Origin of the sequence: Streptomyces sp. BR123 (assembly GCF_013401435.1) — a bacterium.
Taxonomy (GTDB): Bacteria; Actinomycetota; Actinomycetes; order Streptomycetales; family Streptomycetaceae; genus Streptomyces.
Genome location: NZ_JACBGN010000230.1, coordinates 1 through 11696, shown reverse-complemented (window position 1 = coordinate 11696; position 11696 = coordinate 1). Strand labels below are relative to the sequence as shown.

Sequence of the window (11696 nt, the reverse complement as noted above, 5' to 3'; positions counted from 1 at the left end):
GTCCCGCCCGCCGCCCCGGCCGCGGCATCCGCCCGTACACCGCCCGCCACGGCCCCGCCGTCGCCGCCGCCCGGGCCCGCCTGCCCGCCGCCCGGGCCCGCCTGCCCGACGCCCGCCTCCGCGTTCGGTTCACCGGCGGCCGCGTACGGCGACAGGCGGCTCCCGTCGCCGTACATCCAGTGCCCGGTGGACTCGTCGTACAGCCAGACGGACTCCCCGTCGACCACCACCCCGGCCCGCATCCCCTTGGTCCCGCTGCGGAACCCCTCGCCGTCCAGCCGCCCCGCGGCCAGTTCCTCGAGCACGCGCCGGTAGCGGTCCAGGACGCCCGCGCTGCGCGCGATCAGCGGGCGCGGGTCGTCGGTGCGGGCCGTCGGCCGTCCACCGGTCGGCGGCGGCTCCGGTACGGAGACCAGCAGGCGGCCGTCCACCCAGGCGGACCAGCCGTTGGCGCAGAGGATCTCCCCCCACTCCCCGCGCCGGGAGAGCAACTGGACGGGGAGGAAGGCGTCCAGGGACGCGGTGGGCCGGGAGACGTCGGGTGTCTCCCAGGCGGGCAGTCCGTCCCGGGGCACGACATGGGTGGGCCGGAAGCCTGCGACGGCTCCGTAGTCCTCGGGGGTGGGGCTGGTCATGGCACCTGCCGCTACTTCCGCATGATCGCGGGCTCGTGGCGGCGCAGCAGCCGCGCGACCAGGACGGCGAACAGCACGGACAGGCCCGCGAGCATGCCGAGGTCGAGCAGCCACACGCCGGTGCTGTGGGCGAAGAGCGGGTCGTCGGTGAGGTCGCCGGGGACGAGCGCGCCGAGATCGATGGTGCCGGCCATGGCGCCGAGGGCCCAGCGCGAGGGGACCAGCCAGGCGAGCTGGCCGATCACGGGGACGCCGTCGAGCCTCAGCAGGGCTCCGCAGAAGACGACCTGGACGATGGCGAGGAGGACCAGCAGCGGCATGGTGACCTCCTCCTTCCTGACCAGGGCGGAGACCAGCAGGCCGAGCATCATCGCGGTGAAGGACAGCAGCGCGACGGCGAGGGTGATCTCGGCGAGCGGCGGCAGCAGGACCCCCTGCCCGCCGGGGGCGTTGGTGTCGACGCCGTACAGCGCGACGAGGGTCAGGACCACGGCCTGGGCGACGGTGACGGCTCCGAGCACCAGCACCTTGGACATCAGGTAAGCGGATCTGGACAGGCCGACGGCCCGTTCACGCCGGTAGATGACGCGCTCCTTGACGAGTTCGCGCACGGCGTTGGCGGCGCCGGTGAGGACTGCGCCGACGCAGAGGATCAACAGGGCGTTGATCGCGGTCTCCCGGGTGAGGGAGCTGCCGGCCAGGGCACGGGCCATGGCGCCCATCACGAACGGCAGCGCGATCATGATGACGAGGAAGGTGCGGTCGGCGCTGAGCGCGGCAGCGTAGCGGCGCATCAGGATGGCCAGCTGGGCGCCCCAGCTCTGGGCCTTGGGCGGGGCGGCGGCGAATCCGGCCGGCAGCTCGGCGGTGTGGTGCCCGTCGGCGCCGGGCCGGTGGGCGGCGCTCTGCACGTAGCGGCGGTGGTGGGCGGAGGCCCGGTACTCGCCCGCCCAGTCACGGCCGTGCTGCGTCTCGAACGCCTCGAACGCCTCGGGCCACTGGTCGAAGCCGAAGAAGGCGAGGGTGTCCTGCGGGGGCCCGTAGTAGGCGACGCGTCCGCCGGGGGCGAGGACGAGCAGCCGGTCGCAGACGTCGAGGCTGAGCACGCTGTGCGTGACGACGATGACGGTGCGGCCGTCGTCGGCGAGGCCGCGCAGCATGTGCATCACGGAGCGGTCCATGCCGGGGTCGAGGCCGGAGGTGGGTTCGTCGAGGAAGAGCAGCGAGGGCTTGGTCAGCAGTTCCAGGGCGACGGAGACGCGTTTGCGCTGGCCCCCGGAGAGGCTGTGGATGGGCTGGTCGGCGCGCTGTCGCAGGCCGAGTTCGTCGATGACCTCGTCGACGCGGGCCTGGCGTTCCGCCGGGGCGGTGTCCTGCGGGAAGCGCAGGCCGGCGGCGTAGGTGAGGGCGCGGCGGACCGTGAGCTGGGTGTGCAGGATGTCGTCCTGGGGGACGAGGCCGATGCGGCTGCGCAGTTCGGCGTAGTCGCGGTAGAGGTCGCGGCCGTCGTAGAGGACGGTGCCCCGGTCGGCGGGGCGCAGGCCGGTGAGGGCGCCGAGGAGGGTGGACTTTCCGGCGCCGCTCGGTCCGACGACGGCGAGCAGGCACCGGGCGCCGACGGGGAAGGAGACGTCGTCGAGGAGGGTCTTGCGGCCGCGGTCGACGGCGACGGCGAGGTCCTGGACGTCGAGGGAGACCTCGCCGGTGTCGACGTACTCCTGGAGGCGGTCGCCGACGAGGCAGAGCGCGGTGTGGCCGATGCCGATGATGTCACCCTCGGCGACGGGGGCGACGGTGACGCGGGCGCCGTTGAGGTAGGTGCCGTTGTGGCTGCCGAGGTCGGCGATCTCGTGGGTGCCGTCGGCGTGGGCGCGGAGTTCGGCGTGCCGGCGGGAGACGACCAGGTCCTGGATGACGAGGTCGTTGTCCTGGTCGCGGCCGATGCGTACGACCGTGCGCGGGGGCAGCGGGTGGATGTCGGCGGGTTCGCGGAAGGTGCTGGTCAGGGACGGATCGGAGACGGAGTCGGGCCGCCGGGCAGCGGCCTGTGCGGGGGGCGGGGGCCCTGTCGGCGGGAACGCCGGAGGGTGCACCGCCGGCGGGGGCTGGGGCGGTGCCGCGGGCGGGGTGCGGCCGAGGACGCGGACGCGGGGTCCGTCGAGGGCGTTGCCGAAGCGCAGTTCGCTGCCGGCTCCGATGTTCCGTTCGTGGATGCGGTGGCCGTCCGCCCAGGTGCCGTTGGTGCTGTTCTCGTCCTCGACGGTCCAGTGGTCGCCGTCGGTGCGCAGGACCGCGTGGTGCCAGGAGACCCGGGCGTCCTGCAGGCAGACGTCGCAGAGCGGGTCGCGGCCGACGTGGTAGGTCCGGCCCGGGAGCATCGTCGTGGAGCCCGTGTCGGTCTCCAGGACGAGCTCGGGCGCGGTCGGCACACCGGGGCGCTGGACCATGGGCCGATTGTGACACGGCCTGAACCTGGCGGCATAACCGCAGGTCAGCGCCGCCTTATGGGTAATGACAACGGTCCCCGTTGCAACCTTTGCCCATTGCTTCACAGTGCGCTTCACTTCACGCGTCGGAACCGAACAGACGGGGGACGCCATGGGCGTGCACGACCACGATCACGATCACGCGGGGCGGGGCCGGGACGGCGACCACGCACCCGCACCCGGCCACGACCACAGCCACGGCCACGGGCATGCCGGGCACAGCCACGGCGTGTCCGCGGACGCCGACCGGCGCTGGCTGGCCATCGCGCTCGGCCTGATCGGCGCGTTCATGGCGATCGAGGTGGTCATCGGCATCATCGCGCAGTCGCTGGCCCTGATCTCCGACGCAGCGCACATGCTGACGGACGCGGTCTCGATCGTCCTCGCGCTGATCGCGATGCGGCTCGCGGCCCGCCCGGCGCGCGGCGGCTACACCTTCGGCCTCAAGCGCGCGGAGATCCTTTCCGCCCAGGCCAACGGACTCACCCTGCTGCTGCTCGCGGTGTGGCTGGCGTACGAGGCGGTCCAGCGGCTGATCGATCCGCCGCCGGTCGCGGGCGGGCTGGTCCTGGTCACGGCGCTCGCGGGCATCGTCGTGAATGTGGCGGCGGCCTGGTGCATCTCCAGGGCGAACCGCTCCTCGCTCGCCGTCGAGGGGGCGTACCAGCACATCCTGAACGACCTGTTCGCCTTCATCGGCACGGCCGTCTCCGGTCTGATCGTGCTGACCACCGGCTTCCTGCAGGCCGATGCGATCGCCACGCTCGTGGTGGTGGTGCTGATGGTGAAGGCGGGCTACGGGCTGGTCCGCGAGTCCGGCCGGATCTTCCTGGAGGCCGCCCCCGCGCACGTGGACCCGGACGCGGTCGGCGACCGGCTGGTCTCGCACCCTCCGGTGACCGAGGTCCACGACCTGCACATCTGGACCATCACCTCGGGCCAGGCCGCGCTGTCGGCGCACGTGCTCGTGGAGCCGGCCGGTGACTGCCACGCCGTGCGCCGGGACCTGGAACGGCTGCTGGCGAAGGAGTACGCGATCACGCACACCACGCTTCAGGTGGACCACGCGCAGGAGGCCCTCCTCACGGTCGGCCGCGCGGGCGACCCGGCCGACGCGCACTGCGCGGACGCCCACGGCCCCGTTCACCGGGAGGGCGCGCACGACCACTGAGGTGCGGGCAGTGAGGTGCGCGCGCTGAGGTGCGGCCGCTGAGGTGCGCGCCCTTGCCCGCCCGCCCGGCGGGGCATACATGCGGCCATGACGAACAAGCGAAGCGCCGGACTGCTCCTGTTCCGCGAGGCGGCCGGGCCGGCGGCCGCCGGCCCGGGGATCGAGGTGCTCCTCGGGCACATGGGCGGCCCGTACTGGGCGAACCGGGACGACGGCGGCTGGGCCATCCCCAAGGGGGAGTACGAGGAGGACGAGGCCCCGCTGGCCGCGGCGCGGCGGGAGTTCACCGAGGAGATCGGACTGCCCCCGCCGGAAGGCCCGTACCTGCCGCTGGGCGAGGCCCGGATGCCCGGCGGCAAGCAGGTGGTGATCTGGGCCGTGCGGGCGGACCTCGACCCGGCGCTGATGGTGCCCGGGACCTTCACGATGGAGTGGCCGCCCCATTCGGGCAGGGTGCAGGAGTTCCCGGAGCTGGACCGGGTGGGCTGGTTCGCGCCGGAGGCCGCCCGCGTCAAGCTGATCGGCTCTCAAGTCACCTTCCTCGAAAGGCTGTTCACGTTACTGGAAGGTTGACTTGACCTCGGCTTGCCGGCAAACCCCGCCCGAGCGGACATTGCACTCATGACGAGCGTCGTACTGGTGGGAACCCTGGACACCAAGGGTGTCGAGTACGGCTGGCTGCGCGAGGGGCTGCGGCGCGCCGGCATCGAAGTGGTCATGGTCGACACGGGCGTCATGGGCGAGCCCCGCGTACCCGCCGACGTGCCGCGCGCCGAGGTGGCCCGGGCGGCGGGGGCGGACCTGGCCGGGCTGCGGGCGGCCGCCGACCGGGGTGCGGCCGTGACGACGATGGCCAAGGGCGCGGAGGCGACCCTGTTGCGCCTCCACGCCGAGGGCCGGCTGCACGCGGTGCTCGCCCTCGGCGGCAGCGGAGGCACCTCCATCGCCACCCGTGCGATGCGCGCACTGCCGCTGGGCGTGCCGAAGGTGATGGTCTCCTCCATGGCGTCCGCAGACGTGTCCCCGTACGTCGGATCCTCGGACATCACGATGATGTACAGCGTGGTGGACATAGCGGGGCTCAACACCGTCTCGGAGCCGATCCTGGCGAACGCCGTGGCGGCCGTCGCCGGCATGGCCCGGGCCCACGAGCAGGCCGTCCTGACGCTGGGCCGCCCGGCCCTGCCGGGCTCCGGCTCGCGCCCGCTGGTCGCGGCGAGCATGGCGGGCGTCACCACGGCCGGTGTGGACGCGGCCAGGGAACGGCTGACCGAACTCGGCTACGAGGTCCTGGTCTTCCACGTCAGCGGCACCGGGGGCCGCACCCTGGAGACCCTCGCCGGGCAGGGCGTGTTCTCGGGCGTCCTCGACCTCACGCTCAGCGAGATCGCCGACGACCTGTGCGGCGGCATCCTGACCGCCGGCCCCGACCGGCTCACGGCGGCGGGCCGGGCCGGGATACCCCAGGTGGTCAGCCTCGGGGCGCTGGACATGGTCAAGTTCGGGCCGCTGGAATCCCTTCCCGAGCGGGCGCGGTACCGGCGGGTCCGCGTGCACAACCCGTCCATCACCGTCATCCGCACGACCGAGGCGGAGTGCGCGGAGCTCGGCCGCCGGGTCGCGGCCAAGCTCCGCACGGCAACCGGTCCGGCCGAGGTCTGCATCCCGCTGCAGGGCCTGTCCACCCTGGGCGCGCCGGGCGGCCCGTACCACGACCCGGCCGCGGACCGGGCGCTGTTCTCGGCACTGCGGGAGGGGCTGCGGGGCAGCGCCGCCGCCGTCCGCGACTACGACACCCACATCAACGACCCGGCCTTCGGCCGGGCGGCCGCAGACCGGCTGCACGCCGTGATCCGGGCGGGGCGGGCCGCAGCCTGAGGCCCCCGGCCGGGTTGGGAACCGGCCTCAGCGGAAACCGTGTCCCTGGGGGTGGCCGATCGCACCCCGACCGGGCCTCAGGGCACGGCGACGCGGGCGGACAGGGGGCAGACGATGACGGACGGCTGGACGGTGCCCGGGTACGCGCACGTCCGGGAGCTCGGATCCGGTGCCGGCGGAGTGGTGGTCCTCGCCGTCCACGAGGCGACCGGCACGCCCGTCGCGGTGAAGTACCTCGCCGACCGGCTGCGCCGGGACCCGGCATTCGTCTCCGGGTTCCGCGCGGAGGCCCGGCTGCTCGGCGGGCTGGAAGCCCCGTACGTGGTCCGCCTGTACGAGTACGTGGAGGCGCCCGGCGGGGCCGCCATCGTGATGGAGCTGGTCGACGGGATCTCGCTGCGGGCCGTGCTCAAGCAGTCCGGGCAGACCGATCCCGAGGCCGCGCTCGTCGTGCTGAAGGGGTCACTGCTCGGGCTGGCGGCGGCGCACCGGGCGGGCGTCGTCCACCGCGACTACAAGCCGGAGAACGTGCTGGTCACGGCGGACGGCCTGTCCAAGCTGGTGGACTTCGGGATCGCGGTGCGCCGCGACACCACCCCCGGGGTCGCCGGTACTCCGGCGTACATGGCGCCCGAGCAGTGGCAGGGCCGGCCGGCCACACCCGCGGCCGACGTGTACGCGGCGACGGCCACCTTCTTCGAGTGCCTGACCGGGCACAAGCCGTTCCCCGGGCAGAACCTCGCGGAGCTCGCGGTCCAGCACGTGGAGGCGCCCGTACCGGAGGACGCGGCCCCCGAGCCGGTCCGCCCCCTGATCCGGCGGGGCATGGCCAAGGCTCCCGAGCAGCGGCCGGAGAACGCCGAGGCGTTCGTCGCGGAGCTGGAACAGGCCGCGCTGGCCGGGTACGGGGCGGAATGGGAGGAGCGCGGCCAGCGCAAGCTGGCGGCGCTGGCCGCGTTATCACCCCTGCTGTTCCCCTCCGCGGGCGGCCCGGCCTCCGGGGCCACGGCGGTGGCGACGACCTCGCTGGGGCGGGGCTCCGGCTGGGCCCCCGGGCGACGGGGCACGATCGCGGCGGGTGCGGCGCTGGTGCTGGGCGTGGTGGCCGGGCTGACGGCAAGCGCGTCGGATGGCGAACCCGGCGGCGCCCGCGCGGTCAAGTCCTTCGCCACGTCGAGCCCCACACCGGCGGCCTCGGCGTCCGGCTCGCCAGGCCCGTCGCCGACCACTCCGGGCGCCCCCTCCTCCTCCCTCTCCCCGTCGCCCTCGCCCTCGGCTTCACCCGCACCGACGCGTTCCACGCGACCGACCCCGGGGCCGAGCCGCTCGACCATCTCGCGGGCGCCCTCGTACGGGGTCGCAGGGTCGCCGGTGTTGCCGATCACCAGGATCGGGGCGGCGCCCGGCGCCGACACGTCCGGGTTCTCCCACGCGCCCGCCACCGGCCAGCCGGTGCAGCTCATCAGGGCCCAGCCGAGGAAGTCCCCGAAGACGGGGGACGCCGCCCGGAACTCGGGCAGCCTCGACTTGGCCTGGGCGAGGTCGAACCGGTCCTTGAAGTCGGCGCAGTTGATCGCCGTGTTGGCTGCACCGATGTTGCTGTAACGGCCGTTGCGGTCCCGCCCGTTGAGCGCGTCGGACAGGAACATCAGCAGCTGCCCCTGCCCGCCCTCGGCCTCGTCGATCCCCTGCTCCAGCAGCGGCCACAGCTCCTGGGAGTACAGGGCCTGGGCGATTCCGTTCGTCGCGGCGGAGTCCGTGAGCTTCCGGTTCCCGATACCGGGGATCGGCTTGTCGGCCAGGCTCTTCTGGAGCCGGACGACGGTGTCCTCGATCTCCTTGACGGTGCTGCCCTGGAGCCGGCACTCGTCGCCGCGGTCCACGCAGTCCTGCGCGAAGTTGTCGAGGGCCAGCTGGAAGCCCTTGGCCTGGTCGAGCGCGCCCTCCTCCGAGCCGTTGGCCGGGTTCACGACGGCGTCGAAGACCGCCCGCCCGACGTTCTTCGGGAAGAGGTGGGCGTAGACCCCGCCGAGCTCGGTGCCGTAGGAGATCCCGAAGTAGTTCAGCTTCTGGTCGCCGAGGGCCTGGCGGATCCGGTCGAGGTCGCGGGCCGCGTTCTCGGTGCCGACGTACGGCAGCACCTTCCCGGAGCGCGCCTTGCAGGCCGCCTGGTAGCGCCGGGCCGCCTCCGTGAAGGACTTCTCCTCCTGCGGCGTGTCGGGGGTGGAGTCCTGCGCGTAGTACCGGTCGAGCTGCTGGTCGGTCTCGCACAGCACGGGCACGCTCCGCCCCACCCCGCGCGGGTCGAAGCTCACCAGGTCGTACCGCTCGCGCAGGGCCCCGTAGTCCTTGGCGGCGCCGGGCAGGGTGCTGACCCCGGATCCGCCCGGCCCGCCGAAGTTGAACACGAGCGACCCGATCCGCTTGTCCCCGTCCCGGGCCCGGGTCCGGATCAGCGCGATCGGAATGGTCTCGCCCTCCGGCTTCGCGTAGTCGAGCGGCACGTGCAGCGTGGCGCACTCCCAGCCCTTCGGCGGCGCCGGACCGCCGCCCTGCGCGGCATCGGGCGCGGAGCACTCCCCCCACTTGAGCGGCGCGGCCCCCATCGTCCCCCCGGCCCGGGGCGTCGCCCGCTCCTCCCCGCCGGAACACGCACTGACCGCCACCAGTGCCCCGGCGAGGGCGACGACACCGGCAAGGCGCAGCACGTTCGTGGACATACCCCCATCCTGCGGCCCTGCCCCGCACCCCGCCCGCGCACGGACCCGTTCGGGCGGTGACCGGTGACCGGTGACCGGTGACCGGTGACCAGCGGCGGGTGGCCGGGTGGCCGGGTGGCAGGGCAGGGGCAGCCCGGGCCGGCTAGATCGCTTCCTTGCGGGTCAGGTAGTTGAAGGACACCCAGCCGGGGAGGACGGGCAGCCAGAACGTCATCAGGCGGAACAGCAGGACCGCCGAGATGGCGACCTCCTTGTCCAGGCCGGCGGCGATCAGGCCCAGCGTCAGCGTCGTCTCCACCGCGCCGATGCCGCCCGGCGTCGGCGCGGCGGAGCCGAGCGCGTTGCCCGCGAGGAAGACGACGGCGATGCTCGCGTAGCTGAGCGCCTCGCCGCCCCCGAAGGCACGGATCGACGCGTCCAGGCACAGCACGAAGCAGCCGGTCAGCAGCACCATGCCGCCGATGCCCGTCAGCAGCTTCTGGGGCCGCTGGAGCACGTCCAGCATGCGCGGCACCACACCGGCGAACAGCGCCCGCACCCGGGTCACGACGAACTTCCGCAGCAGCGGCACGGCGGTGACGACGAGGACCAGCACGGCCACCGTCAGCAGGCCCGCGATGACCGTCCGGGACGGGGTCATCTCCGGGGTCTTCTCGGTGCCCGTCAGATAGCCGAAGGCGAGCAGCAGCAGGATGTGGCACGCCAGCCCGAACAGCTGCGAGGCGCCCACGCTCGCCACGGCCAGGCCGGGCCGGACCCCCGCCCGCTGCAGGAACCGAGCGTTCAGCGCGACACCGCCGACCGCCGCCGGGGCGACCAGCTTCACGAAGGACCCGGCCACCTGGGCGACCACCGTCCGCAGGAAGGGCACCCGCTCCGGCACGAAGCCCAGCAGGCTCATCGCCGCGGCGACGTACGAGAGCGCCGAGAAGGCCAGCGCGGCCCCCACCCAGCCCCACTCCGCCTGGCCGACGATCGTCGCGAAGTCCACGTGGGCCAACTGCGTGAGCAGGAAGTACGCGCCGAACGCGCCCGCGATGAACGACACCAGCGTGCGCGGCCTGATCCGCTCCAGCCGGGTCGGCTCCACCGGGGCCTGCGGCCGGATCAGCAGCACCTGCCGGCGGATCTGGCTCAGCAGGTCCTCCTCGCGGGCCCCTTCCAGGGCGTCGTCCAGCGCCCTCTTCTCCGCCTTGCGGTCCGCGGCGCGGTCCGCGGCCGAGGCGGTTCCGGCCTTCGTCCCGGCCGCCTCCTCCCGTGCGGCCTTCGCGGCCCGCGAGGACTCCAGCACGGCCTCCCGCTGCCGGTCGGCGCGCTCCCGGGCCAGCTTGCGCAGGGTCGCCCGGGTGGACCGGCTCAGCGCGATCGGCTGGAGCAGCGGCAGGCAGTCCGCCACCGCGTCCGGGCCGAGCACCGACACCGCCGAGGCCACTGCCCGCTCGGCGCCGACCCGCAGGCCGAGCGTGGTCAGCAGCTGGGCGATGTCCATCCGCAGGACCAGCTCGCCGGCCGCGATCTCGCCGCCGCGCAGGTCGGTGAGGACCACCTTGCCGGAACGATCCACCAGCAGTGCATCGCCCGTGAGCCGGCGGTGGGCGATCCGCCGCGACTGCAGGGCCCGCACCTGCTCCCAGGCGTTGTGGGCGAGGCGGTCGGTGATCTCCGCGTCGGGGAGGGAATCCAGGGGCCGCCCGTCCAGGTGCTCGTACACGAGCATGACGGCGTCCGGCCCGAGTTCGGAGGTGGCGATCAGCTTCGGTGCGTTGGCCCCGGCCGCGATGGCCGCGTACGCGAGCAGCGCCTCCTGCTCCAGCGCCTGGCGCAGCGACTGCAGGCTGCGCCGGGTGGTGATGCCGCGCAGGGTCATCCGGCGCCACACCCGGTAGAAGAACCCGTGGGCCTGCTGTTCGCGGTCGACGACGGTGACGTCGAGCGGCGGGCCGTCCTCCAGGGTCACGTGGTAGCGGCGGCCGCGGTCGCTCGCCTCGGAGGCGTCGACGCCGTCGGCGATCTCCGCGCGCGCCGCGCTGACCGGCTGGAATCCGACGTGGCGCAGGCCGGCGAGGAGGTGCTGCCCCGTCGGGCGGACGTTCGGCGAGCCGACCGCGTACAGCGTCCCGTACGCGACGCTCCAGCCGATCAGCACGGTCAGGATGATCGAGAACGGGGTGGTGTAGCCGCTGACGAGCATCGCGAACGCGTCGAGCAGCAGCACCACCCACAGGGCGACCCGCCAGCGAGGCCGGCGCGTCATCCCCACTGCGGTCATGTACGCGATCACGGGCGCGAGGTAGCCGTGCACCGGGTCGGTGAGGGCCCCGCCGCCCCCGGCGGCCCGGGTGAGGGCGTCCTGGATGGAGTCGGGGGCGCCCTCGGAGACCCACAGGTCGGTGGCCAGGGTCACCCCGTGGGCGAGGACGGCGGCGAGCACGCCGTCGGCGATGCGCAGCCCGTCGCGTTTGATCAGCCGTTCGATGGCGAAGGCGACGGGCACGAGCAGGACGGCGATGCTCGACACCAGGCCGGCGACCTTGATCAGCAGGTCGGGGGCGGCGCCGGTGCCCTGGCTGATGTCGGCTTCGAGGCCGGCGGTGGTGCCGTGCGCGAAGGCGGCGATGGCGAGCACGACGGCGATGCCGAGGACGCCGACGAGGAGGCGGACCAGGTCGGAGGGCCGGTGCACGCGGGCGGCGAGCAGCGGCTCGTCGACCTCCACGACCTCGGCTGCCTCGGCAGGTTCGGCGGCTTCGGCCGGACCCAGGGGTCCGGTGGGTCGGGGGGCTCCGGGGCGCCCGGAAGGCTCGCC

General features: G+C 73.9%; 6 protein-coding genes and 2 pseudogenes. 4 read left to right on the top strand and 4 right to left on the bottom strand.

Going from position 1 to position 11696, the window contains the following annotated elements:
- Positions 1 to 635 (bottom strand): hypothetical protein (locus tag HYE82_RS27440; protein WP_179176851.1); only part of this gene is annotated, 635 nt, incomplete at its 3' end.
- An 11-nt stretch (positions 636 to 646) separates the two neighbouring features.
- Positions 647 to 3082: an FHA domain-containing protein gene (locus tag HYE82_RS27435; protein ID WP_179176850.1), complete on the bottom strand. Its 2436-nt coding sequence runs from the start codon at positions 3080 to 3082 to the stop codon at positions 647 to 649.
- 151 nt (positions 3083 to 3233) lie between these two features.
- Between HYE82_RS27435 and HYE82_RS27430 the strand changes: the two genes are divergently transcribed.
- The 4 genes and pseudogenes from HYE82_RS27430 to HYE82_RS38475 form a co-directional block, all read left to right on the top strand.
- On the top strand, positions 3234 to 4292 hold the full coding sequence (locus HYE82_RS27430) for a cation diffusion facilitator family transporter (protein ID WP_179176849.1): 1059 nt from the start codon (positions 3234 to 3236) through the stop codon (positions 4290 to 4292).
- A gap of 87 nt (positions 4293 to 4379) precedes the next feature.
- Positions 4380 to 4865, top strand: a complete 486-nt coding sequence (locus HYE82_RS27425; RefSeq protein WP_179176848.1) for an NUDIX domain-containing protein — start codon at positions 4380 to 4382, stop codon at positions 4863 to 4865.
- A 48-nt stretch (positions 4866 to 4913) separates the two neighbouring features.
- Positions 4914 to 6170, top strand: coding sequence for a Tm-1-like ATP-binding domain-containing protein (locus tag HYE82_RS27420; RefSeq protein WP_179176847.1), 1257 nt, complete (start codon positions 4914 to 4916; stop codon positions 6168 to 6170).
- Positions 6171 to 6284: 114 nt separating this feature from the next.
- A pseudogene (locus tag HYE82_RS38475) lies at positions 6285 to 6974 on the top strand (serine/threonine-protein kinase); the annotation flags it as partial.
- Between the two features lie 500 nt (positions 6975 to 7474).
- Here HYE82_RS38475 and HYE82_RS27410 read toward each other — a convergent pair.
- Both HYE82_RS27410 and HYE82_RS27405 read right to left on the bottom strand, forming a co-directional pair.
- Positions 7475 to 8890 (bottom strand): annotated as a pseudogene (locus HYE82_RS27410) (alpha/beta hydrolase); the annotation flags it as partial.
- Between the two features lie 142 nt (positions 8891 to 9032).
- The coding region (locus tag HYE82_RS27405; protein WP_256987777.1) for a lysylphosphatidylglycerol synthase transmembrane domain-containing protein at positions 9033 to 11696 on the bottom strand (2664 nt) is incomplete at its 5' end.

Coding starts and splice junctions, on each gene's coding strand:
- HYE82_RS27420 (WP_179176847.1), top strand. CDS start 4,914: ATGACGAGCGTCGTACTGGTGGGAACCCTGGACACCAAGGGTGTCGAG.
- HYE82_RS27430 (WP_179176849.1), top strand. CDS start 3,234: ATGGGCGTGCACGACCACGATCACGATCACGCGGGGCGGGGCCGGGAC.
- HYE82_RS27425 (WP_179176848.1), top strand. CDS start 4,380: ATGACGAACAAGCGAAGCGCCGGACTGCTCCTGTTCCGCGAGGCGGCC.
- HYE82_RS27435 (WP_179176850.1), bottom strand. CDS start 3,082: ATGGTCCAGCGCCCCGGTGTGCCGACCGCGCCCGAGCTCGTCCTGGAG.